The following is a 23,834-nucleotide window of genomic DNA, read 5'->3' on the forward strand; positions in this document are numbered from 1 at the left end:
TCTCACGCCCCGGTCAGGCCCTCTCAGGCGCCCGTACCGTCCGCAGGGCCGCCGTCCGCCCGCGCGAGCAGCGACGCCAGCTCCGACTCCCGCTCGGCGACCTGCGCCAGCAGCTGCTCGGCGATCTCGTCGAGGAGGCGGTCGGGGTCGTCGGGAGCCAGCCGGAGCATCGCCCCGATCGCGCTCTCCTCCAGCTCCTTCGCGACCAGGGTGAGCATCTCCTTGCGCTGGGACAGCCACTCCAGGCGGGCGTACAGCTCCTCCGCCGGGGTCGGCCCCTGCTCCGCGGGCTTGGGCCCCGCCGCCCACTCCTCGGCCAGCGCGCGCAGCAGCGCCTCGTCGCCCCGGGCGTAGGCCGCGTTGACGCGGGTGATGAACTCCTCGCGCCGGGACCGCTCACCGGCCTCCTGGGCCAGGTCGGGGTGCGCCTTGCGGGCCAGCTCGCGGTAGAGCTTGCGTGCCTCGTCGCTGGGACGCACCCGCTGCGGCGGCCGCACCGGCTGGTCCGTGAGCATCGCCACGGCCTCCGGGAACAGCCCCGAGTCGTCCATCCACCCGTGGAACAGCTCCTCGACGCCGGGCATCGGCATCACCCGGGCCCGCGCCTCGTCGGCCTTGCGGATGTCCTCGGGGTCGCCGGTGCGCGCGGCGACCGCCTCGGCGATCCGGGCGTCCAGCTCGTCGAGCCGGGCGTACATCGGGCCGAGCTTCTGGTGGTGCAGCCGCGAGAAGTTGTCGACCTCGACGCGGAAGGTCTCCACCGCGATCTCGTACTCGATCAACGCCTGCTCGGCGGCCCGTACGGCCTTCTCCAGCCGCTCCTCGGGCCGTGCCCCACCGTCCTGCGCGGTCGTGTCGCCGGCGGGCACCTCGGCACCGCCGGGCGCCGCCGCGTCGGCGGTCTCGGCCTGGGACTGCTCAGCTTCCGGCGTAGTCACCCGCCCAGCGTAGGCCACCCGGCCGCCGGCTGTTCGAACACCGCCGCTCCGCCCGCCGCCAGCCCCTCACACCCCAGGCTCCGGCCCCCTCGCACTCCCGGCTCCGGTCCCCTCACACCCCCAGCTCCGCCGCGATCCGCCCCGACCGCACGGCCGCCACCAGGTCGGCGTGATCCGCCTCGGTGCGGTCGGCGTAGGCGACGGAGAAGGCGGCTATCGCCTCGTCCAGCTCCTCGTTCTTGCCGCAGTAGCCGGAGATCAGCCGCGGGTCGGCGCTGTGCGCGTGGGCGCGGGCCAGCAGTGCGCCGGTCATCCGGGCGTAGTCGTCGATCTGGTCGGCGGCCAGCGCCGCGGGGTCGACGCTGCCCTTGCGGTTGCGGAACTGGCGCACCTGGAAGGGCCGCCCCTCCACGGTCGTCCACCCCAGCAGCACGTCGCTGACCACCTGGATGCGCTTCTGCCCGAGCACCACGCGCCGCCCCTCGTGCTCCGGCGCCGGCGCCTCGAAACCGGCCGCCGGCAGATGCGGGACCAGCGCCGACGTGCGGGCCTCCTTCACCTGGAGGACCAGGGGCTCACCGCGGTGGTCCAGGAGCAGGACGACGTAGGACCGCGTGCCCACACTGCCGGTGCCCACGACCCGGAACGCCACGTCGTGCACCGCGTGCCGCGCCAGCAGGGGGTGCCGGTCCTCGGGGAGCGTCGTGACATAGCTCTCCAGCGACGCCACGACCGCCGCCGCCTCCGCGTCCCCGACCCGGCGCAGCACAGGCGGCGCGTCCACGAACCGGCATCCGCCGTCCTCGGTCCGCTCCGTCGACTTCGCAGCGAAACGGCCGCTCGTGTTGGCCCGGGCCTTCTCCGCGACCCGCTCCAGGGTGCCGAGCAGGTCATGGGCGTCGGTGTGGGAGACGAGTTCCTCGTCCGCGATGGCGTTCCACGCGTCGAGCACAGGGAGCCGGGCGAGCAGGCGCATGGTGCGCCGGTAGGCGCCGACCGCGTCCCGAGCCGCCAGGCGGCAGACGTCCTCGTCCGCGCCGGCCTCCCGGCCCGCGAGCACCAGCGAGGTCGCGAGCCGCTTCAGGTCCCACTCCCAGGGGCCCCACAGGGTCTCGTCGAAGTCGTTCAGGTCGATGATCAGGCCGCCGCGCGCGTCGCCGTACAGACCGAAGTTCGCCGCGTGCGCGTCCCCGCATATCTGCGCGCCGATCCCGGTCACCGGCGTGCGGGCCAGGTCGTACGCCATGAGCCCGGCGGAACCGCGCAGGAAGGCGAACGGCGTCGCCGCCATCCGGCCCACCCGTATCGGAGTCAGCTCGGCGATCCGGCCGAGGTTCGACTCCTCGACGGCGGCCACGGCGTCCGGGCGGGCGGCGTCCACGTCGAAGCGGGCGTGCTCCGTCCGCGGCAACCGCGCGCGCAGCGACTTCCCCTCCGCCTTGGACGTACCCCCGGCGCCCCGGTCGGCGAACCCGCGCACCTGCGGCAGTCGCGCGACGCCCGTGCCCGGATCCGACCCCGACTCGACCGCGCCCGCCGCGCGCTCGGCAACGACCTCGGCCATCACGACCGCCTCCCCCACATCCCGCGCTCCCGCACTCCGGCGTTCCGCACGAACATCAACTCGTGCCGACCGTACAGCGGGTGGCCGAAAGGCGTCAGGGCCTGTGGACAACTCCGGGCCTGTGGAATGAGGGGACCCGTGTGGACCCGTACGGATCCGCGCAGACCCGCCCCCCGGACATACCCGGGACGCACCCGGCGCACCTCGGACACCCGGGACGTACTTCGGACGTACCCGGGACGCACCATCGGCACCGTCAGCAGTTGCCGGGCCGGTCCTTCTCCGGCAGATGCTTCATCGCCCAGCCCCCCAGTTCCGTCAGCGCGGGCTCCAGCGCGGCACCGGCCTCCGTCAGGCGGTACACCACACGCAACGGCGGCCCCTCGTACACCTCGCGCACCACGAGCCCCGCCTGCGTCAGCTCCGTGAGCCGGTCGGACAGCATGCGCTCGCTGATCCCGGGGATGGCCCGGCGCAGGGAGACGAAGTAGGCGGGGCCTGCGGTCAGCACCGAGACGATCGGTCCGGTCCAGCGCTTGCCGAGCAGCTGGAAGACGCGGGTGATGCCTTCATCCACCCGCTTGCAGCTCGCTACGTCGTGACTCTCCTCACCCGCCATGCCTTCAAGAGTACTGGCCTTCCGTGTGGGGATGAAAAAAAGTAAGTGACTGTGTTATCCATAGTCATGTACGAAGTTAGAGCCCCTGAGGAAAGCTCAACCCTCATGGCGGCAGATCACCCCCCTATGCCCTTTTGATCCTCATCCTGGAGACGTCATGGCCACCCTTCTGCACATCGACTCCTCGGTCTTTCCGACCGGTATCTCTTCGTCCCGCACCGTCACCGAGGCCTTCCGGCGCACCTGGGAGGAGCAGCACCCCGGCGGCACGGTGATCCACCGCGACCTCGCCGCGCACCCGGTGCCGCACATCTCCGCAGCCGCCCACACCGCCGGCTTCGCCGACCCGGCCACGCACACCCCCGACCAGGCCGCCGCCTTCGCGGAGCGCGTGAAGCTGATCGAGGAGCTGGAGTCCGCGGACGCCCTCCTGGTCGGCGCGCCGATGTACAACCTCGCGATCCCGTCGACGCTCAAGGCGTGGCTGGACAACGTGATCCTGATGGGCCGCACCGTCGGCGAGGTCCAGCCACTGAAGGGCACGCCGGTCACCGTCGTCGCCAGCCGCGGCGGCGCGTACGGCCCGGGCAGCCCGCGCGAGGGGTACGAGTACGTGCAGAACTACCTGTCGGCGATCTTCAAGGACTTCCTCGGCGCCGACCTCACGTTCATCGTGCCGGAGCTCACCATGGCCCCGGCCGACCCGAAGATGGCCGACCTGGTCCCCCTCTTCGAGGCCTCGCGCCAGCGCGCCCTCGACGAGGCCGCCACGACGGCCAAGTCCCTGGTGCAGCGCCTCGCGGCCTGACGCCCGCGGGCTTCCGACCTGAGAGGTTCATCACAGGACGGGTCGTCAGGGACAGCCGTCGGCCCGTCCAGCGCGGCGGCCACGTGGTGAACACAACAGAAGAGGCGGCACCGTGTGAACGGTGCCGCCTCTTCGTCTGTGCGCGAGGGGGGAGTTGAACCCCCACGCCCTTGCGGGCACTGGAACCTGAATCCAGCGCGTCTGCCTATTCCGCCACCCGCGCATTGGGTGTGTCTTCAGGGCCTTTCCGTGCGGTCCGGCGCCTTCCGACACCCAGAACATTAGCACGCTCGCCAGGGTGGATTCACATCCCTTATCCCCAGGCAGCCGCCGTGCGACCGGCGTACGGACGACATGCGCGCGCCCACCAGCGCGGTCGCGTCCTGACCCGACGGCCGCCCCACCCACGCGCGTGGCGAGGGCCACGTTCGCCGGCCACGCCACCGGGCCACGGCGAGGCCACGGCCAGGCCACAGCCCCGTTCGCTCCGTATCGACGAGAACTTGTTCACGTATCAACCTCGTACCGGTACCGCGCATCTCCCCAGGACGGGACCGGGGTCCGCGGTCAGGTGCGGGACACTGGTCTGCGGCCCCCTCTACGATCCATGGCAGGACACCGCCCATGAGGAGTTCGAAGGGGACCTCCCAGGGGAACTTCGAGGGCGTCGACACCTGTCGACCGGGCCGACAGGGGGAACCAGCCGATCGACCGGCGCGTGGATACGATCAGTAAGCAGTACCAGGTAAGGCAGTACCCGCCCCGCGGGATGCAGGACGTAGGCAACGACGGAGGAGGTGCCCCATGGGAGTCCTGAAGAAGTTCGAGCAGCGTCTCGAAGGTCTGGTCAACGGCACCTTCGCCAAGGTGTTCAAGTCCGAGGTGCAGCCCGTGGAGATCGCCGGAGCGCTGCAGCGCGAGTGCGACAACAACGCCACGATCTGGAACCGCGACCGCACGGTCGTCCCCAACGACTTCATCGTGGAGCTGAGCACACCGGACTACGAGCGGCTGAGCCCCTACTCCGGCCAGCTCGGCGACGAGCTCGCGGGCATGGTCCGCGACTACGCCAAGCAGCAGCGCTACACCTTCATGGGTCCGATCAAGGTCCACCTCGAGAAGGCCGACGACCTCGACACCGGCCTGTACCGGGTGCGCAGCCGCACCCTCGCCGGCTCCACCGACCAGCAGGCCGGCGGCCCCCAGCGGCCCGCCCCGGCCGGACGCCCCGGCGCCCCGGGCGGCTACGGCTACCCGCCGGCCGCCGCGCCCACGGGCGCCCCGCCGATGCCGGCCGCTCCGCCCCCCGGCGGACGTCCCGGCGGCTACGGCTACCCGCAGCCCGCCGGCGGCGCGCGTCCTCCCGCCGCCCCGGCACCCGGCGGACGCACCCGCTACTGGATCGAGATCAACGGCACCCGCCACCAGATCTCCCGCGCCACGCTCGTGCTGGGCCGCAGCACCGACGCCGACGTGCGGATCGACGACCCCGGCGTGTCCCGCCGGCACTGCGAGATCCGGACCGGAACGCCCTCGACGATCCAGGATCTCGGGTCCACCAACGGCATCGTGGTGGACGGGCAGCACACCACCCGCGCTACGCTCCGCGACGGCTCGCGGATCGTCGTGGGCAGCACCACCATCATTTACCGGCAAGCCGAAGGGTGAAGCGGGGGCAATGTCAGAGCTGACCCTCACGGTCATGCGGCTGGGTTTCCTGGCCGTACTGTGGCTGTTCGTGATCGTGGCCGTGCAGGTCATCCGCAGCGACCTGTTCGGTACGCGTGTCACCCAGCGCGGGTCCAGGCGAGAGGCCGGACGGCAGCAGCAGGCCGCCCGCCAGGCCGCCGCGCCGCCACAGCAGCGCGGCCAGCAGGGCGGCGGCCGCCAGCGCCGCAACGCCCCCACCAAGCTGGTCGTGTCCGAGGGCACGCTCACCGGCACCACCGTCGCCCTCCAGGGCCAGACGATCACCCTGGGCCGGGCGCACGACAGCACGATCGTGCTGGACGACGACTACGCATCCAGCCGGCATGCCAGGATCTACCCGGACCGCGACGGCCAGTGGATCGTCGAGGACCTTGGCTCCACCAACGGCACGTACCTCGACCGAACGCGGCTGACGACCCCCACGCCTGTTCCGCTGGGCGCGCCGATCCGCATCGGCAAGACCGTCATCGAGCTGCGGAAGTAGTACGAACATGAGCGAGCGGAGCGAGCACGCAGCGGTGGCCCCCACCCAGGGCCCCGGCGCGCTCCCGACCGGAGGGTGGGCACCGTGCGGATGTACCCGGAGCCGACGGGCGAGGTGCGCATGAGTCTGTCACTGCGCTTCGCCGCCGGATCGCACAAAGGCATGATCCGGGAGGGCAACGAGGACTCCGGATACGCCGGGCCCCGCCTGCTCGCCATCGCCGACGGCATGGGCGGCGCGGCCGCCGGCGAGGTCGCCTCCTCCGAGGCCATCTCCACGATCGTGGCGCTCGACGACGACGTCCCGGGCTCCGACCTGCTCACCTCGCTCGGCACCGCCGTGCAGCGCGCCAACGACCAGCTGCGCTCGATGGTCGAGGAGGACCCGCAGCTGGAGGGCATGGGCACCACACTCACCGCCCTGCTGTGGACCGGACAGCGCCTCGGCCTCGTCCACGTCGGCGACTCGCGCGCGTACCTGCTGCGCGACGGCGTCCTCACCCAGATCACGCAGGACCACACCTGGGTGCAGCGGCTGGTCGACGAGGGCCGGATCACCGAGGAAGAGGCCACCACCCACCCGCAGCGCTCCCTCCTGATGCGCGCACTGGGCAGCGGCGACCATGTGGACCCCGACCTGTCGATCCGCGAGGTCCGCGCCGGCGACCGGTACCTGATCTGCTCCGACGGCCTGTCCGGCGTCGTGTCCCACCAGACCCTGGAGGACACCCTCGCCAGCTACCAGGGCCCGCAGGAGACGGTCCAGGAGCTGATCCAGCTCGCCCTGCGCGGCGGCGGCCCCGACAACATCACGGTGATCGTCGCGGACGTCCTCGACCTGGACACCGGGGACACCCTCGCCGGGCAGCTCTCCGACACCCCGGTCGTGGTCGGCGCCGTCGCCGAGAACCAGCAGCACCACCCGCACGACAACGGCATCATGCAGACGCCCGCGGGCCGCGCCTCCGGGCTCGGCCGCCAGGTGCCCGGCCAGGGCGGGGGCGGCGAGTTCGGCCCGCCCGGCTCCGGCGACACCACCGGCTATGCGCCGACGGACGGCTTCGGCGCCTACACCGACGACGACTTCGTCAAGCCCGGCAAGGGCCGCAAGTGGCTGAAGAGATCCCTCTACACGGTCCTCGCGCTCGCCGTCATCGGCGGCGGCATGTACGGCGGCTACCGCTGGACGCAGACGCAGTACTACGTCGGCACGAACGACGAGCACGTCGCGCTGTACCGCGGGATCAGCCAGGACCTGGCCTGGGTGTCGTTGTCGAAGGTGGAGAAGGACCACCCCGAGATCGAACTCAAGTACCTGCCGCCCTACCAGCAGAAGCTGGTCGAGGCGACCATCGCCGAAGGCGGTCTCAAGGACGCCCAGGCGAAGATCGACGAACTGGCGCTGCAGGCGTCCGCGTGCAAGAAGCGGGCCGACCGCCAGGCCGCCGAGAGCGAGAAGAACGCGAAGACGGGTGAGGGCGAGGCCGGAGGCACCACGGGAACCACCCGCACCTCCCTCACGTCCAAGGCGACATCGACGCCGTCGCCCAACTCGTCCACTTCACCTCCCTCGTCCACCTCCCCGACACCGACTGCGACGCCAAGCCCCGGCCCGACCCTCTCGGAGGAAGAGCAGAAGGTCGTCTCGAACTGCGGTACGCAGTAGGCAAGCCGTGAGAGGCCCCGTCACACGATGAGCAGTACTACGAACTCGCCGACGCACCACACGTCCACGATCGGCGCCATCGGAGCGCCGAGCCGCCGCAACACCGAACTCGGGTTGCTGGTCTTCGCGGTCGTGATCCCGGTGTTCGCCTACGCCAACGTGGGTCTGGCGATCAACGACGAAGTGCCGGCCGGCCTGCTCGCCTACGGCATCGGCCTGGGCCTGCTGGCAGGCATAGGCCATCTCGCCGTACGCAAGTTCGCGCCGTACGCGGACCCGCTGATGCTCCCGCTGGCGACCCTGCTGAACGGGCTCGGGCTGGTCATCATCTGGCGCCTGGACCAGTCGAAGCGTCTCCAGGCGAGCAAGACGTTCGTCGAGGCGGCACCGCGTCAGCTGCTGTACTCGGCCATGGGCGTGGCCCTGCTGGTGGCCGTGCTGATCTTCCTCAAGGACCACCGCGTCCTGCAGCGCTACACCTACATCTCCATGGCGGGTGCGCTGTTCCTCCTGCTCCTGCCGCTGGTGCCCGGACTCGGCGCCAACGTCTACGGCGCCAAGATCTGGATCAAGATCCCCGGCCTCGGCACGCTGCAGCCCGGCGAGTTCGCGAAGATCGTCCTCGCGGTCTTCTTCGCCGGCTACCTCATGGTCAAGAGAGACGCCCTTGCGCTGGCCAGCCGCCGCTTCATGGGCCTGTACCTGCCCCGTGGCCGCGACCTCGGACCGATCATCGTCGTATGGATGATCTCGATCCTGATCCTGGTCTTCGAGACCGACCTCGGTACGTCCCTGCTGTTCTTCGGGATGTTCGTCATCATGCTGTACGTCGCCACCGAGCGGACCAGCTGGATCGTCTTCGGTCTGCTGATGTCCGCGGTCGGCGCCGTCGGTGTGGCGAGCTTCGAGCCCCACATCCAGACGCGTGTGAACGCCTGGCTCGACCCCGCGAACGAGTTCAAGCTCAGTCGGTCGGGCGCGCTCGGTCACACCGAGCAGGCCATGCAGGCCCTCTGGGCCTTCGGCTCCGGCGGCACCCTCGGCACCGGCCTCGGCCAGGGCAACTCCGACCTCATCGGCTTCGCCGCCAACTCCGACTTCATCCTCGCCACCTTCGGCGAGGAGCTCGGCCTGGCCGGCGTCATGGCGATCCTGCTGCTCTACGGCCTGATCGTCGAACGCGGCGTTCGCACGGCCCTCGCGGCCCGCGACCCCTTCGGCAAGCTGCTGGCCGTCGGCCTGTCCGGCGCCTTCGCCCTCCAGGTCTTCGTCGTCGCCGGCGGTGTCATGGGTCTCATCCCGCTGACCGGTATGACGCTGCCCTTCGTGGCGTACGGCGGTTCCTCCGTGATCGCCAACTGGGCCCTGATCGGCATCCTGCTCCGGATCAGCGATACGGCCCGCCGTCCCGCGCCGGCCCCGGCGCCCAACCCCGACGCCGAGATGACCCAGGTGGTCCGCCCGTCATGAACAAGCCCCTACGCCGGATCGCGATCTTCTGCGGACTCCTCGTTCTGGCCCTGCTGATCCGTGACAACTGGATCCAGTACGTCCAGGCCGACGAGCTGAGGACCGACAAGAACAACCGTCGCGTCATCATCGAGCGCTACAGCACCCCGCGCGGCAACATCATCGTCGACGGCAAGGCCATCACCGGCTTCAAGGAGACGAGCGGCAGCGACTTCAAGTACAAGCGGACGTACACCAACGGCCCCATGTGGGCGCCGGTCACCGGGTACGCCTCGCAGGCCTTCGGGGCCACGCAGCTGGAGTCCATCGAGGACGGCATCCTCACCGGCAACGACGACCGCCTGTTCTTCCGCAACACCCTCGACATGATCACGGGCAAGGAGAACAAGGGCGGCAACGTCGTCACCACGCTCAACGCCGCCGCGCAGAAGGCCGCGTACAACGGCCTGAAGGCGCAGGGCGGCAAGGGTGCCGTCGCGGCCATCGAGCCGTCCACCGGCAAGATCCTGGCGCTGGCGTCCTTCCCGTCGTACGACCCGTCGTCCTTCGCGGGCAACTCCACGACGACCGACACCAAGGCGTGGACGGGCCTGCAGAAGAAGAACAACGCCGCCGACCCGATGCTCAACCGGGCGCTGCGCGAGGTCTACCCGCCCGGCTCGACGTTCAAGGTCGTCACCGCGGCCGCCGCCCTGCAGCACGGCCTCTACAAGGACGCGGACGAGAAGACGGACTCCCCCGACCCGTGGGTCATGACGGGGACGAACACCAAGCTCCCCAACGAGGGCAACATCCCCTGCAAGAACGCGACGCTTCGGGTCGCCCTGCAGTACTCCTGCAACACCGTCTTCGGCAAGGTCGGGGCGGACCTCGGCAACGAGAAGATGCTGGAGACCGCGAAGGCGTTCGGCTTCACCGAGGAGCAGTTCACCCCGGTCCGCGCCACCGCCTCCGTCTTCTCCGACGACATGAACCCCTCGCAGACCGCGCTGTCCTCCATCGGCCAGTTCAACACCGCCGCGACGCCGCTGCAGATGGCCATGGTCGCCTCCGCCGTCGCCAACGGCGGCACGCTGATGAAGCCGTACATGGTGGACGAGCTCCAGACGCACAACCTGGACGCCATCGAGAAGACCGACCCGGAGGAGCTGGGCAGGCCGCTGTCGGCCGCGAACGCCCAGATCCTGCAGTCGATGATGGAGACGGTCGTCGAGAAGGGCACCGGCCAAAAGGCGCAGATCCCGAACGCCACCGTCGGCGGCAAGACCGGTACCGCGCAGCACGGCGTGGACAACAGCGAGAACCCCTACGCGTGGTTCATCTCCTACGCCAAGGTCGACGACAGCGCGCCCGTGGCCGTGGCCGTGGTGGTCGAGGACGAGAACGCCGTCCGTGACGACATCTCCGGCGGCGGTCTGGCGGCGCCCATCGCGAAGAGCGTCATGGAGGCGGTCATCAACAGCAAGAAGTGACCCCGCTCACGTCCCCTTCACATCGGTGCACGTTGCGATACCGGTCCTGTATCGGGTTACGGGCTTGGCCAGGTCACGCAGGATGAGCCGGGTACGGTATGCCCGGACGGACCACCGCCACACCCACAAGGGTGAGGGCGGGACCGACGGAGAGGGCTGGTAGGTAGCTATGGAAGAGCCGCGTCGCCTCGGCGGCCGGTACGAACTGGGCCAGGTGCTCGGTCGTGGTGGCATGGCGGAGGTCTACCTCGCGCATGACACCCGGCTCGGCCGCACCGTGGCGGTGAAGACGCTGCGGGCGGACCTCGCGCGCGACCCGTCCTTCCAGGCCCGGTTCCGCCGGGAGGCCCAGTCGGCCGCCTCGCTCAACCATCCCGCGATCGTGGCGGTCTACGACACGGGCGAGGACTACATCGACAACGTGTCGATCCCGTACATCGTCATGGAGTACGTCGACGGGTCCACGCTGCGTGAGCTCCTGCACAGCGGCCGCAAGCTGCTGCCGGAGCGGGCGATGGAGATGACCATCGGCATCCTCCAGGGTCTGGAGTACGCCCACCGCAACGGCATCGTCCACCGGGACATCAAGCCGGCGAACGTCATGCTGACGCGCAACGGCCAGGTCAAGGTCATGGACTTCGGCATCGCCCGCGCCATGGGCGACTCCGGGATGACGATGACCCAGACCGCGGCCGTCATCGGCACCGCCCAGTACCTCTCGCCGGAGCAGGCCAAGGGCGAGCAGGTCGACGCCCGGTCGGACCTGTACTCCACCGGCTGTCTGCTGTACGAGCTCCTGACGGTCCGGCCGCCGTTCGTCGGCGACTCCCCGGTCGCCGTCGCGTACCAGCACGTGCGCGAGGAGGCCCAGGCCCCGTCGGTCTTCGACCCCGAGATCACGCCCGAGATGGACGCGATCGTGCTGAAGGCCCTGACGAAGGACCCCAACTACCGCTACCAGTCGGCCGACGAGATGCGCGCCGACATCGAGGCCTGCCTCGACGGCCAGCCCGTCGCCGCCACGGCCGCGATGGGTTCCGTGGGCTACGGCGGCTACCCCGACGACCAGCCGACGACGGCCCTGCGCCAGCAGGACGCCGGCGCCACGTCGATGCTGCCGCCCATGAACCCGGACGACGGCGGATTCGGCTACGACGACCGCGTCGACCGGCGCCGGCAGAAGAAGTCCAACACCTCCACGATCCTGCTGGCCGTCGCGGCCGTGCTGGTCCTCGTGGGCGCGATCCTCATCGGCAAGTGGGTCTTCGACGGAGGCACGGCGAGCAACGACTCCGTCGCCGTCCCGAGCCTGGTCGGCGAGAGCCAGAGCGCCGCCCGCGAGCTCCTCGCCAACGTCGACCTCGAGCTGGGCGAGGTCAAGCAGGACGAGTGCGAGAACCAGCCCAAGGGCAAGATCTGCTCGCAGAGCCCCGACTCCAAGACCAAGGTGGACAAGGGCTCCAAGGTCGACGTCGTGGTGTCCACGGGCGCCCCGAAGGTGACCGTGCCGAGCGTGATCGGGATCAGCCTCGAGGACGCCCGGAAGAAGCTGGAGGGCGACGACTTCCAGTTCACGATCAAGACCGAGACGCGCGAGGTCTCCTCCGAGGAGCCCGGCACCGTCCTCGACCAGGACCCGGCGCGCGGCGAAGAGGTCGAGAAGGGCTCCACGATCACCCTGACCGTCGCCAAGGAGCAGGAGCAGTCGACCGTCCCGGACGTCGCCGGCCGTACCTGTGACGAGGCGAAGGCCCAGATGCAGGACAACGACCTCACCGGCAACTGCACCGAGGTCGAGACCCAGGACCCGAACCAGGTCGGCAAGGTCATCTCCACGTCCCCGGCGGCCAACAGCAAGGTCGACAAGAACTCCACGGTGACCATCCAGATCGGCAAGCAGGCCGCGCAGAAGGCGCAGATGCCCAACGTCGTCGGTCAGACGCTCGGCCAGGCCAAGCAGACCCTGGGGCAGGCCGGGTTCACCAACATCCAGTTGGAGAACGGCAGCGACCAGAACGACAACGCCCTCGTCGTCCGGCAGGACCCCAACGCCGGCCAGCAGGTCGACCCCGCGAAGACCACGGTCAAGCTGACCACGGTCGGCTTCGGCGGCGGCGACAACGGAGGTGGCCCGGGCGGCGGCGGCCCCTTCGGCTGACCGGAGACCGCAGACCGCAGACCGCACCACACGAAAGAGCCCCGGCGTCCTAGAGAGGACACCGGGGCTCTTCTCACGTCCGCGTCAGCGCAGTTCCTCCGGCGGTGTGCGCTGCTCGTCCACCTTCTCGACGCGCTCCAGCTCGCCCCACACGACGTACCGGTAGCGGCTCGTGTAGACCGGCGTGCAGGTCGTCAGGGTGATGTAGCGGCCCGCCTTGGTCTTCCCGGACTCCTTCGGGACGTCCCCGAGGACCTGGACGTTGTACTTCGAGGTCTCGGGAAGGACCGAGTAGACCTTGTAGACGTACCACTTGTCCTTCGTCTCGAAGACGATCGGATCGCCCTTGGCGATCTTGTGGATGTTGTGGAACTTCGCGCCGTGCCCGTCGCGGTGCGCCGCGAGGGAGAAGTTGCCCTTCTTGTCCGACGTCGGCAGCGTCGCCTTGACCGGGTCGGTGTAGTACCCGGCGACACCGTCGTTGAGGATCTTCGCCGTCGTGCCCTTCTCGACGAGGATCTCGCTCTTGCTCATCGCGGGGACGTGGAGGAAGCCGATGCCGGCTCCGGAGTCGAACTCCGGGGGGCGGCGGGAGCCGTCGTCCTGATGCGCCCAGCCGTCGCGGACCTTGTCGGCCTCCTTGTCGGCCGCGCGGTCGGCGAGGACGTTCGTCCACCAGAGGGAGTAGACGACGAACAGGCCCATCACCAGGCCCGCCGTGATGAGGAGTTCGCCGAAGACGCTGATCACCGCCGCGACGGGACCCAGACGGCGGCGGCGATCCGGCCGGCGCGGGGACTGACGCGTCGCGGAGCGGTCCGCGTACTCGGTGTCGTCGGTGGTCGATGCCACGTTCATCTGCCCTTAACTGACGAGCGCATCCGGCTTGCCCTTGCTGCGCGGCCGTTCCTCGACCATCTTGCCCCAGACGATCAACCGGTACTTACTCGTGAACTCCGGCGTACACGTGGTGAGCGTGATGTAGCGGCCCGGCTTGGTGAATCCCGACCCCTTCGGGACCGGCTCCAGCACACTGACGTTGCTCGGCGACGTCACCGGCAGGACCGACGCCATCTTGTACACGAAGAACTTGTCCTGCGTCTCCACGACGATGTCGTCCCCCGGGGTGAGCCGGTTGATGTACCGGAACGGCTCCCCATGGGTGTTGCGGTGCCCGGCCAGACCGAAGTTGCCGGTCCTGGCGTCCGGCATCGCCGTCTTCAGCTTGCCCTCGCCGTAGTGGCCGACCATGCCCCGGTCCAGCACCTGCTTGTTGCTGATGCCCTCGGCGATCGGCACGACGACGTCCAGCTTCGGGATGTGCAGCAGCGCGAAGCCCTGGCCCGGCTCGAAGCTGCCCGGGTTGCGCTTGCCGCTCGCCCAGTCGTTCTGGAGGCTGCTGGCCTCCTTGTCCGCCTGTGCGTGCGCCCGGACGTTCGTCCACCACAACTGGTAGCTCACGAAAAGCAGCATCAGCACGCCGGTGGTGATGAACACCTCGCCGAGGGCCCGGCTCACCAGCGTCGCGGCGCTCGGTTTGCGGGCGCGCGCCTGCCGCCGGGCCTCCAGGCGCGAGCGGGGGGCCGAGGGAGCGTCCGACTCCGTCTCCGCGGTCTCCAGGTCCGCTCGTCCGGCGCCACGGCGCCCATGACGCCGCTTGGCGGCCTTCCTGCGGGCCGCGCGGCCACCCACGGGGGATTCGTCGAGGCTCTCCGCCGAACGGGCCCCAGAGCGCGCTCCAACGGCGGCAGCGGTGTCCGCTATCCGCAGGGCGACGGTCTCGTCGTCCGGAGGCGGTATGTACGTCTGCTGAGGCTCCGCGTGCTGCGGCCGGCCGGGCTGCTGCGCCTGCGGGTGCTGCGGGTGCGGGTGCGGGTGCTGCGGCTGCGGGTGGTGTGGCTGGGCGTACGGCTCCTGGTACGCGTCCGTGCCGTACGTCTGCGCCCCGTACCGCTCGCTGCCGTAGCCGTCGCCTCCGTAGCCGGCCTGGGCCTGCGCGGCGGCCGCGGGGCCGCCGTGCCAGTCCCCGTGCGCACCGGGGTCCCCGTACGGCTGCTGCCCGTACGGGGTTCCCTGGTCGCCGGCGCCGCCGTAGGAGTCCCCGGAGGACTGCCCGTAGGCGGTGCCGGACTCGCGCTCGGGGCGCAGCGCGGTCACGCCGTGGCCCTGCCCACCACCGGGGCGAGCCCCGACGACCTCGCCACCGCGCCCTCGTCGCCGCATTCGGCCAGCCAGTTGGCCAGCATCCGGTGCCCGTGCTCGGTCAGCACGGACTCGGGGTGGAACTGCACCCCCTCCACCGGGAGTTCACGGTGCCGCAAGCCCATCACGATGCCGTCGTGGGTGCGGGCCGTCACTTCCAGCTCGGCGGGCACGGTCGCCGGCTCGGCGGCCAGCGAGTGGTAGCGGGTCGCCGTGAACGGGGTCGGCAGTCCGGCGAAGACGCCCCTGCCCTCGTGCTCGACGAGCGAGGTCTTGCCGTGCAGCAGCTCGGGGGCCCGGTCCACCACACCGCCGTACGCCACCTGCATCGACTGCATGCCGAGGCAGACCCCGAAGACCGGGACGCCGGTCGCGGCACAGTGCCGGACCATGTCGACGCAGACCCCGGCCTCCTCAGGGGTGCCTGGGCCCGGCGAGAGCAGGACGCCGTCGAAGCCGTCCTGGGCGTGGGCCGTGGAGACCTCGTCGTTGCGGAGGACCTCGCACTCGGCGCCCAGCTGGTAGAGGTACTGGACCAGGTTGAAGACGAAGCTGTCGTAGTTGTCCACGACGAGGATGCGCGCGCTCACTGGTTGTCCACCGTCACATCGTTGAAGGGCAGCAGAGGTTCGGCCCACGGGAAGACGTAGTTGAAGAGGACGTAGACCACGGCCATGACCAGCACGAGGGAGATCAACGCCTTCAGCCATGCGTTCCCCGGCAGATGCCGCCAGATCCAGCCGTACATGCCGTCCCTTCCGTCGCACCACGGCACCAGAATCACGCCGCACGGTCACCAGACTAACGGCGCAGGGCCTTCGGTTTCCCGGCCTCCACAGGCTGCGTGGAGTCCAGGTGGGCCCACACGATCAGGCGGTGACTGTGCCCCCACTCGGGATCACACGTGGTCAGCGTCAGATAGCGGCCCTCACCCGTATACCCCGACTTACGGGGCACAGGGTCGATCACCTCAATGTCGGAGGGCACTGTTTTGTAGGGGCCTTTGTCGATCCTGTACGTGAACCATGAGGTTCCGTCCGTCAGCACCACCGCGTCGCCCCTCCGCAGCCTGGGGAAGTCCTTGAAGGGGTCCCCATAGGTCCGCCGGTGACCGGCGACCGAGAAGTTGCCCTTCTGCCCCAGCCGGGCGGTGTTCGCGTAGTGGCCGAGCCCTTTCTTCAGGGTCCCGGTGGCCGTGCCTTCGAGCACCGGCTTGTTCCACGTGAAACCAAGCCGCGGGATGTACATGATCGCGAAAGGCTTGTCCGCCGTGTACGGGGCGGGCCCCGGCGGAGTCGCGGGCGCCTGCGGTGCGCCGGAGGCCTGCGGAGCACCGGACGCCCGCGATGCGCCGGACGCCCCGGGCGAGGGCCGCATCGCGCTCTGGGCCCACTGCTCCTGTAACTGGTCGATCTGGTCGTCCATGACGGTGTCGGCCCGCACGCCGGTCCAGAACAGCACGTAGACGACGAAGAGAACGATCACCGTGCCGACGGTGACGCACAGCTCGCTGACGGTCCTGACGACGACGCGCACCGGCAGCTCCAGTGAGGCTCACTCCACGGGCTTGGCGTACTGCAGATCCACTGTGCCCGAGTAGCCCGGCAGAGTCACCGTCCCGTCCTCCGTGACTTTCCAGCCGAGGCCGTAGACGTTGACGTAGACCATGTAGTTCTGGATCGCCCGCGAGGCCGCGAGGGCCTGCTGCATCTTCTCCGGATCACCGACAGCCGTGATCTTGTACGGCGGCGAGTAGACCCGGCCCTGGAGGATCAGGGTGTTGCCCACACAGCGCACGGCGCTCGTGGAGATCAGCCGCTGATCCATGACCTTGATCCCCTTGGCGCCGCTCTCCCAGAGGGCGTTGACCACGGCCTGGAGGTCCTGCTGGTGGATGACCAGGTAGTCCGGCTGGGGCTCGGGGTAGCCGGGGAGCTTGGCGGTGGCGTCCGGCGGGGCGTCGTTCAGCGTGACGGTGATCGCCTCACCGGTCAGCCTCTTCGTCCCCGCGCGGGCCTCCAGCGCGGACAGCTTGGCGTCCTCGGCCTTGGTGCTGCCGTCGTCCCGTTCGGCGAGCGCCTCCACGTCGTTCCGCAGGGCCGCGTTGGTCTCGTCGAGCCGGCCGTTCTCGTGGCTGCGCTCCTGGATGAGGTCGGAGAGTTTCAGCAGCGAGGCGTCCGTACGGATGTCGGTGCCCTTGGCGGTGTTGAAACTGGTGAAGAAGATGAGGCCGGCGAGGGCGAAGACGGCGGCGGTGAGCACCCGTACGGGACGGAATCGGCCACGGACAGGGCTGGATCCCGTACCGGGGGAGTCGGCAGAATTGCTCAACGTACCCTTATCTCCTTCGGCGCCACGGAAGCACTACGCTAACGGACGCCCGGGGGAGCCCACAGTGTCCCCTTGTACGCTGCCCCGAGCCCGACCAGTTCCCTGCGCGGCCACGCAGCGCATCGACAGGAGAGACCCTCGTGCCGAAGTCACGTATCCGCAAGAAGGCCGATTACACGCCGCCGCCGTCGAAGCAGGCGACCGCCATCAAGCTGACCAGCCGTACCTGGGTCGCACCGGTCATGCTGGCCATGTTCGTGATCGGTCTCGCCTGGATCGTCGTCTTCTATGTGACCGACGGTTCCCTGCCCATCGAGGCACTGGGCAACTGGAACATCGTGGTGGGCTTCGGTTTCATCGCCGCCGGATTCGGCGTCTCCACGCAGTGGAAGTGACGGCCCGCCCGGCCCGGAAAGCGGCGGCCGCTTCGCGGTGAACGCAGCTCTGCCCACGGCTATCCACTGAGTTATCCACAGCGGTTTTCCACAGTGTTGAAAAAGAACGACGATCTGTGGATAACCAACGGGGCATTGACACCGGTGTGACGGAACTACCGGTGATCATGGACAGTCGAAAGCTTGTTCGCCCCCTGTCTGACCTGCGGAAACGTTGGTCCAGGACAGGGGGCGTCGCGCTGTCCGCACACTGTGCACAAGATCCGCCACCCGCTGTGGACAACTGTGCGTCTCAGGTGGCAGAACCCGCTGCTCAGGTGAGCTGGAGGGTTCTGAGCGCGGTCACCAGAACGACCACCGCCAGCACCGCGGCACAGGTGCCGTACTGGATCAGCGCGCGGTGCTCGCGTGGGGCGTGGACCATGGCGTAACCGATGATCACCCCGGCCACCAGACCACCGATATGGGCCTGCCAGGCGATGTTGCTCCACCCGAAGGTGAAGATCAGGTTGATCACCAGCAGGGCGATGATCGGGCGCATGTCGTACTGGAGGCGGCGCACCAGGACGGCCGTCGCGCCGAACAGGCCGAAGATCGCGCCGGACGCCCCGAGCGTGGCCGTGGTCGGCGCGGCCAGCAGATAGGTGAGGGCACTGCCCGCGAGTCCGGAGCCGAAGTAGAGCGCGAGATATCGGGCCCGTCCGAGCGCCGCTTCGAGCGGGCCTCCCAGCCACCACAGGCCGAGCATGTTGAAGGCGAAGTGCCAGATCGCCTCGTGCGTGAACATCGAGGTCACCAGGCGGTACCACTCGCCGTCCGCGACCCCCGAGGTCGTCTGGAAGGGAGCGGGCGGCCAGGCGCCGATCAGCCAGAGGTCGGACAGCAGCGCTTCATCAGCCTTTACGGCGATGAACACCGCGAGGTTGATCCCGATGAGGATCTTGGTGATCAGACGGGGATCCGTGGCGATGCTGCCGCCCGCGAGCGTGCGCGGCCGGGAGGCCTCCGGGGCGTGGCCCGTGCCGGAGCCGGTGCGGACGCACTCCGGGCACTGGAAGCCGACAGAGGCGCTGATCATGCACTCCGGACAGATGGGACGGTCGCAGCGGGTGCAGCGGACACCGGTCTCACGGTCCGGGTGGCGGTAGCAGACAGGCAGGCTCCGGGCGTCCTGCGGGCTACCCACCGGCTGGTCCATCGGATCCCCTAGGTCGTCGTCCGCGGCGCACAGGCCCATACACCGCCCCCGCCCATCCTTACGGACGAGCGGGGCGATTGGTTCCCTGCGGGAGGTGTCGGACGTCCGAGCGGACGGTCCCGCCTCAGCCCTGACGCGTCTCGATCATGACGGACTCGATGACGACGTCGTTCACCGGGCGGTCGGTGCGCGGGTTGGTCTGCAGCGAGGCGATCGCGTCGACGACCTTCTGGCCGGCCGCGTCGGCGACCTCGCCGAAGATCGTGTGCTTGCGGTTCAGCCACGTCGTCGGGGCGACGGTGATGAAGAACTGCGAGCCGTTGGTGCCCGGACCGGCGTTCGCCATGGCCAGCAGGTACGGCTTGTCGAAGGCCAGGTCGGGGTGGAACTCGTCCGGGAACTGGTAGCCGGGGCCGCCGGTGCCGTTGCCCAGCGGGTCACCGCCCTGGATCATGAAGCCGCTGATGACCCGGTGGAAGACAGTGCCGTCGTAGAGCCTGGCCGTGGACTTCTCGCCGGTGGCGGGGTTGGTCCACTCACGCTCGCCCTGGGCGAGTTCGACGAAGTTCCTGACCGTGACCGGCGCGTGGTTGGGGAGAAGCCGCACCGCGATGTCGCCGTGGTTGGTCTTCAGGGTGGCGTAGAGCTGCTCGGCCACGATCTGCCTTCCGTCGTCGTTCTGTGATCCCTCGATCCTCGCACGGACGGTCTCGGCGGATGCCCGACGCTCGTGAACCGGCACCCAACCGGGCAGATCCCTTGCGGAAAACGCGTCGAGTACCCCCGTGGCGGGGGCGCGACACGGCGAACCGTGGCATTGTCGACGACAAGCCACCGTTGCCCCATATTGATCCTTTATTCCAATCGATCACTTTCACCGGCACCCGAATGCCCGCCCCTACATGCCCCGCCGCGTTCCGGGAGGCATGATCCGTAAAAGGGTGGAAAGTCGAATTACCGTACGCCACCGAGGAGGAGGAACCCGTGACCCGCATCGACAGCGTGCGCGCCGCGACCGGCTCGGCGAAGGACAGCGTGCTGCACGCCGCGGAAGTGGTGGCGCCCTACGCCGACACCGCCAAGGACAGGGCCGCCCACTACGCACACGAGGCACGCGTACGGCTCGCGCCCAAGGTGTCGCAGGCCACCGAGCAGGCCCGCGCCCAGTACGGCGTCCACGTCGCCCCGCGCCTGGAGCAGGCACGCGCCCATGTGCCATCGAAGGTCGACCTGGCCGCCCAGGAGGCGGCGCTCCGCACCCGCAAGGCGGCTCTGCAGGCCGCCGAATACTCCCGGCCCAAGCTCGAGCAGGCGGTGGCCGCGGCCGGACCCGTCAAGGAGGAAGCAGCCGCCCGTGGGGTCGCCGCACTGGCCGCGCTGCGCGGTCAGGTCTCGCCGAAGGACGTGCAGAAGCTGGTGCGCAAGCACCAGCGGCGTGCCAAGGCCGGCCGTCTGGCGAAGGCCCTGGCCGTCGTCGGTCTTCTCGCGGGTGGTGCCTTCGCCGCCTGGAAGTGGTGGGACAAGCAGGCGAACCCGGACTGGCTCGTCGAGCCGCCCGCCGCGACGGAGGTGCCGGAGTCCGGCCGTCTGGCATCGGTCGACGGCACGGACCAGAGCGCGCTCGACCCCGAGGTCCAGGCCAAGGAAGCCGAGGAGGCCGCCCGGCGCGACGAGGGCAAGTGACCTGAGCGTCGGTCACTTCGGCTCGTTTCGATCGGCTCGTTCCAACGCCGCCAGGGGGCGGGAGACTTGAGGTCTCCCGCCCCCTGGCGGCGTTTCACGTGGAACATCGGCTGCCGCCGAAGATCGGCTGTCTTCGAGCGTCATCGGCCTCCGCTCGAAGCCGTGAGGCAGCTGTGTTCACACCTCCGCCCACGATGACGTTTGCAACGACTTGTGCGCGCGAGCTCCACACAAGCTCCCCTAACGGAATGCACCCTTCTGATTACCTGATCACCTGAAGACCAGCTCACACGGGGGTTCGGACGTCCTACAAGGGTTTCGGCAGGCGTCGGCCGAGGACTTCCTCACCCGGGCCGAGGGCACCGAGAATGTTTGCGCAAATATGCGCAACGTCACCACGTGCCGCTCGCCGGTGACACACGTCACGGCCGTGAGTGCGGGAGAAAGGTGGTCGGACAGACGAAACCGGCCAGCACCCGCGAGGGTGCCGGCCGGTCCGGAGAGTGGAGCCTAGGGGAGTCGAACCCCTGACATCTGCCATGCAAAGACAGCGCTCTACCAACTGAGCTAAGGCCCCGGAAGAGGAGCATCCGACCGGAACGAGCACGTCCCGGCGGCTGCCGCAGACCAGACTACCGGGTCGCGCCCCGTATCTCGCAAAAAAGATGGGGGGTCCCGATGCACAACCACTCTCCGTAAGATGCTCGACGTGGTTCGCTACAGCGAACCGCGGTTTTGGGGAAGCGATGGGGAGACGCAATGGACGCCGCACAGCAGGAAGCCACCGCAAGAGCGCGGGATCTGCAGCGGAACTGGTACGGGGAGCCGCTGGGGACGCTCTTCCGTAGGCTCATCGACGATCTTGGTCTCAACCAGGCTCGTCTCGCGGGGGTTCTGGGACTGTCCGCGCCGATGCTGTCGCAGCTGATGAGCGGCCAGCGGGCGAAGATCGGCAATCCCGCCGTGGTCCAGCGGGTGCAGCTGCTGCAGGACTTGGCGGGGCAGGTGGCGGACGGAAGCGTGAGCGCGGCCGAGGCCACCGAGCGCATGGAGGAGATCAAGAAGTCACAGGGGGGCTCGGTGCTCAGCAACACCACGCAGACGACGGGCAGTTCGGGTGCGCCCACCGTGAAGCGGGTGGTCCGCGAGATCCAGTCACTGCTGCGCTCGGTCGCGGCAGCGGGGGACATCATCGAGGCCGCCGACAGTCTCGCCGTGACCCACCCGGAACTGGCAGAGTTCCTCCGGGTGTACGGCGCCGGCCGGACGTCCGACGCGGTCGCGCACTACCAGTCGCACCAGAGCTGAGCTGAGCCCCGGGCCCGGTCGTCGAAGGGGGTCGGCGACCGGGCCGCCGGCTGAGCGGACGCCGGCCCACCGGTGCTTCCGATCACCGCGCACCACGGGGGGGCGGGCAAGGAGGAGTCGTATCGCCCGTCGCGGGGGAGGCAAGGGGGACGACCACAGGGGGAGGAGCGACGCACAGCCATGGGTGAGGTCTTCGCCGGCCGGTACGAACTGGTCGACCCGATCGGGCGCGGAGGCGTCGGTGCCGTCTGGCGTGCCTGGGACCACCGCCGCCGCCGGTACGTGGCGGCCAAGGTGCTCCAGCAGAGCGACGCGCACTCGCTGCTGCGGTTCGTCCGGGAGCAGGCCCTGCGGATCGACCACCCCCATGTGCTCGCCCCGGCCAGCTGGGCCGCGGACGACGACAAGGTCCTGTTCACCATGGACCTGGTGGGCGGCGGATCGCTCGTCCACCTCGTCGGGGACTACGGACCCCTGCCGCCGCCGTTCGTGTGCACGCTGCTCGACCAGCTGCTGTCGGGCCTGGCGGCCGTGCACGCCGAAGGCGTGGTCCACCGGGACATCAAGCCCGCCAACGTGCTTCTGGAGGCCACCGGTACGGCCCGGCCGCGGCTGCGGCTGTCCGACTTCGGCATCGCCATGCGACTGGGCGAGGCACGGCTGACCGAGACCAACCTCGTGGTGGGAACGCCCGGTTACCTTGCCCCCGAGCAACTCCTCGGCTCCGACCCGGACTTCCCGGCGGACCTGTTCGCCGTGGGCCTGGTCGCCCTGTATCTGCTGGAGGGCGCCAAGCCCGACGCCAAGGCGCTCGTGCAGTACTTCACCGAGCACGGCACACCCGGCCCGCCCAAAGGCATTCCCGAGCCGCTGTGGCAGATCGTGGCGACGCTGCTCCAGCCCGATCCGCACGCGCGGTTCCGCACCGCCACGGGCGCGCGCAAGGCCCTCGCGTCGGCCGCCGAGCTCCTGCCCGAACCCGGCCCCGACGACGAGCTGATCGAGATATTCGACCAACTCGGGCCGCTGCCCTCGGGATTCGGCCCGGAGGGACCCCAGACGCGTGCGCCCGGAGTCATCGACGGAACGGGGACCACGTCCACCGCCCTGCGGGCGGACAGGGCAGGGACGGCCGGAGCCGACTCGTCCGCTTCCCTGACCGGGGATCAGCCGCCGTCCGTGCCGCCTCACCCCATGCCCTTGCCACCCGTGCCCTCCATACCGGCCCCGCCGGCCGTGGCACCCCCGGTGCCGTCCGCCTCGCCCGCACCGCCCCCACACCGCCCCGAGGCGCCGCAGCAGGGCACCCGCACGCCCCCTGACTCCTCGCCGTCCGGCCACCGGCTGCCCACCATGTCGGACACCGGCAGCTTCCCGCTGCCCCCGCCCGACAGCACCGCGTCCACCGCCGGCGCCACGGCGCCCCCACCGCCGTACGACCGCACCCGCGATCTCGCCGCCCATCGATCCCCCGTCCCGCAGTACCCGTACGGGCCCCCGGCCCCCGCGGAGCCCCCGACGCCCACTCCTTCGCCAGCACCGGCGCCGTATCACCGCGTCGATGCCTCTACTGCCTCATACACCGCCCAGAGCCCGCAGGTTCCCTTTTCGCCGCCGCCCGGCGCACAGTCGCCGCCACCCGGCGCACCGTCCCGCCCGCGCGCCGGTCACCGTGCCGTGCGCCGGCCCGGTCCCCCCGCCAAGGTGGCCATCCCGCTCCTGCTGCTGGCGCTGGCCTGCTACGCCGTGGGGTTCTGGGCGCTCAGCCGCATCTGACCCGGCGCGCACCGCCGATCACGCGCACCGCCGGTCACGCCCACCGCCGATCA

Annotated in this window: 22 protein-coding genes and 2 tRNA genes; 11 read left to right on the forward strand and 13 right to left on the reverse strand. The window is 69.8% G+C overall.

What is annotated here, in order from left to right:
* Positions 1-23: 23 nt before the first annotated feature.
* From ADL34_RS09445 to ADL34_RS09455, 3 genes are all read right to left on the reverse strand, one after another.
* Positions 24-938, reverse strand: a complete 915-nt coding sequence (locus ADL34_RS09445; RefSeq protein WP_062665993.1) for a hypothetical protein — start codon at positions 936-938, stop codon at positions 24-26.
* A gap of 112 nt (positions 939-1,050) precedes the next feature.
* Positions 1,051-2,502: a DUF2252 domain-containing protein gene (locus tag ADL34_RS09450; protein ID WP_062666080.1), complete on the reverse strand. Its 1,452-nt coding sequence runs from the start codon at positions 2,500-2,502 to the stop codon at positions 1,051-1,053.
* Positions 2,503-2,758: 256 nt separating this feature from the next.
* Positions 2,759-3,121, reverse strand: coding sequence for a winged helix-turn-helix transcriptional regulator (locus tag ADL34_RS09455; protein WP_062665991.1), 363 nt, complete (start codon positions 3,119-3,121; stop codon positions 2,759-2,761).
* Positions 3,122-3,278: 157 nt separating this feature from the next.
* Between ADL34_RS09455 and ADL34_RS09460 the strand changes: the two genes are divergently transcribed.
* The gene (locus ADL34_RS09460; RefSeq protein ID WP_062665989.1) at positions 3,279-3,929 is read left to right on the forward strand and encodes an FMN-dependent NADH-azoreductase; all 651 of its coding nucleotides are present in this window, start codon (positions 3,279-3,281) and stop codon (positions 3,927-3,929) included.
* 139 nt (positions 3,930-4,068) lie between these two features.
* Here the strand turns inward: ADL34_RS09460 and ADL34_RS09465 are convergent.
* Positions 4,069-4,152: transfer RNA gene (locus tag ADL34_RS09465), tRNA-Leu, on the reverse strand.
* A 581-nt stretch (positions 4,153-4,733) separates the two neighbouring features.
* Here ADL34_RS09465 and ADL34_RS09470 point away from each other — a divergent pair.
* The 6 genes from ADL34_RS09470 to pknB all read left to right on the forward strand — a co-directional run bounded on the left by ADL34_RS09470 (position 4,734) and on the right by pknB (position 12,888).
* The gene (locus ADL34_RS09470; protein ID WP_062665987.1) at positions 4,734-5,597 is read left to right on the forward strand and encodes an FhaA domain-containing protein; all 864 of its coding nucleotides are present in this window, start codon (positions 4,734-4,736) and stop codon (positions 5,595-5,597) included.
* 10 nt (positions 5,598-5,607) lie between these two features.
* Positions 5,608-6,123, forward strand: coding sequence for an FHA domain-containing protein FhaB/FipA (locus ADL34_RS09475; protein ID WP_062665985.1), 516 nt, complete (start codon positions 5,608-5,610; stop codon positions 6,121-6,123).
* 90 nt (positions 6,124-6,213) lie between these two features.
* Positions 6,214-7,788 carry a Stp1/IreP family PP2C-type Ser/Thr phosphatase gene (locus ADL34_RS09480; protein WP_062666078.1) on the forward strand — a complete coding sequence of 525 codons (1,575 nt, stop codon included), beginning with the start codon at positions 6,214-6,216 and terminating at the stop codon, positions 7,786-7,788.
* Positions 7,789-7,815: 27 nt separating this feature from the next.
* Complete coding sequence (locus ADL34_RS09485) at positions 7,816-9,258, forward strand: FtsW/RodA/SpoVE family cell cycle protein (protein WP_062665983.1); 1,443 nt, start codon at positions 7,816-7,818, stop codon at positions 9,256-9,258.
* Positions 9,255-10,730, forward strand: a complete 1,476-nt coding sequence (locus ADL34_RS09490; protein ID WP_062665982.1) for a peptidoglycan D,D-transpeptidase FtsI family protein — start codon at positions 9,255-9,257, stop codon at positions 10,728-10,730. The genes ADL34_RS09485 and ADL34_RS09490 overlap by 4 nt, the downstream gene beginning before the upstream one ends.
* Before the next feature lie 169 nt (positions 10,731-10,899).
* On the forward strand, positions 10,900-12,888 hold the full coding sequence (gene pknB, locus ADL34_RS09495; RefSeq protein WP_062665980.1) for a Stk1 family PASTA domain-containing Ser/Thr kinase: 1,989 nt from the start codon (positions 10,900-10,902) through the stop codon (positions 12,886-12,888).
* An 84-nt stretch (positions 12,889-12,972) separates the two neighbouring features.
* Here pknB and ADL34_RS09500 read toward each other — a convergent pair whose 3' ends face one another.
* From ADL34_RS09500 to ADL34_RS09520, 6 genes are read right to left on the reverse strand one after another with little or no spacing between them, the layout of a single operon-like run.
* Complete coding sequence (locus tag ADL34_RS09500; RefSeq protein ID WP_179199224.1) at positions 12,973-13,746, reverse strand: class E sortase; 774 nt, start codon at positions 13,744-13,746, stop codon at positions 12,973-12,975.
* Positions 13,747-13,752: 6 nt separating this feature from the next.
* Positions 13,753-15,045, reverse strand: coding sequence for a class E sortase (locus tag ADL34_RS09505; RefSeq protein ID WP_062665978.1), 1,293 nt, complete (start codon positions 15,043-15,045; stop codon positions 13,753-13,755).
* Positions 15,042-15,680 (reverse strand): aminodeoxychorismate/anthranilate synthase component II, encoded by a 639-nt coding sequence (locus ADL34_RS09510; RefSeq protein ID WP_062665976.1) that lies wholly within the window; start codon positions 15,678-15,680, stop codon positions 15,042-15,044. Before ADL34_RS09510 ends, ADL34_RS09505 begins: the two co-directional genes overlap by 4 nt.
* Complete coding sequence (locus ADL34_RS35575; RefSeq protein WP_086866155.1) at positions 15,677-15,838, reverse strand: hypothetical protein; 162 nt, start codon at positions 15,836-15,838, stop codon at positions 15,677-15,679. The genes ADL34_RS09510 and ADL34_RS35575 overlap by 4 nt, the downstream gene beginning before the upstream one ends.
* 53 nt (positions 15,839-15,891) lie before the next feature.
* Positions 15,892-16,626 (reverse strand): class E sortase, encoded by a 735-nt coding sequence (locus tag ADL34_RS09515; RefSeq protein WP_062665973.1) that lies wholly within the window; start codon positions 16,624-16,626, stop codon positions 15,892-15,894.
* An 18-nt stretch (positions 16,627-16,644) separates the two neighbouring features.
* Positions 16,645-17,421, reverse strand: coding sequence for a DUF881 domain-containing protein (locus ADL34_RS09520; RefSeq protein WP_079034058.1), 777 nt, complete (start codon positions 17,419-17,421; stop codon positions 16,645-16,647).
* 140 nt (positions 17,422-17,561) lie between these two features.
* On the opposite strand from ADL34_RS09520, the gene crgA reads away from it, so the two are divergent.
* Complete coding sequence (gene crgA, locus ADL34_RS09525; RefSeq protein WP_062665968.1) at positions 17,562-17,816, forward strand: cell division protein CrgA; 255 nt, start codon at positions 17,562-17,564, stop codon at positions 17,814-17,816.
* A gap of 313 nt (positions 17,817-18,129) precedes the next feature.
* On the opposite strand, the gene ADL34_RS09530 is transcribed toward crgA, so the two are convergent.
* Positions 18,130-19,014 carry a rhomboid family intramembrane serine protease gene (locus ADL34_RS09530; protein ID WP_062666075.1) on the reverse strand — a complete coding sequence of 295 codons (885 nt, stop codon included), beginning with the start codon at positions 19,012-19,014 and terminating at the stop codon, positions 18,130-18,132.
* 124 nt (positions 19,015-19,138) lie between these two features.
* Positions 19,139-19,672 carry a peptidylprolyl isomerase gene (locus tag ADL34_RS09535; protein WP_062665966.1) on the reverse strand — a complete coding sequence of 178 codons (534 nt, stop codon included), beginning with the start codon at positions 19,670-19,672 and terminating at the stop codon, positions 19,139-19,141.
* 326 nt (positions 19,673-19,998) lie between these two features.
* On the opposite strand from ADL34_RS09535, the gene ADL34_RS09540 reads away from it, so the two are divergent.
* Positions 19,999-20,697, forward strand: a complete 699-nt coding sequence (locus ADL34_RS09540; protein ID WP_062665964.1) for a DUF5324 family protein — start codon at positions 19,999-20,001, stop codon at positions 20,695-20,697.
* Positions 20,698-21,201: 504 nt separating this feature from the next.
* On the opposite strand, the gene ADL34_RS09545 is transcribed toward ADL34_RS09540, so the two are convergent.
* Positions 21,202-21,274 (reverse strand) — tRNA-Ala (locus ADL34_RS09545).
* A 182-nt stretch (positions 21,275-21,456) separates the two neighbouring features.
* On the opposite strand from ADL34_RS09545, the gene ADL34_RS09550 reads away from it, so the two are divergent.
* On the forward strand, positions 21,457-22,005 hold the full coding sequence (locus ADL34_RS09550) for a helix-turn-helix domain-containing protein (protein WP_062665962.1): 549 nt from the start codon (positions 21,457-21,459) through the stop codon (positions 22,003-22,005).
* 180 nt (positions 22,006-22,185) lie between these two features.
* Positions 22,186-23,781: a serine/threonine-protein kinase gene (locus ADL34_RS09555; protein WP_062665960.1), complete on the forward strand. Its 1,596-nt coding sequence runs from the start codon at positions 22,186-22,188 to the stop codon at positions 23,779-23,781.
* Positions 23,782-23,834: the final 53 nt, after the last annotated feature.

This window comes from Streptomyces sp. NRRL WC-3605 (assembly GCF_001509795.1).
Classification (GTDB): Bacteria; Actinomycetota; Actinomycetes; order Streptomycetales; family Streptomycetaceae; genus Streptomyces; species Streptomyces viridochromogenes.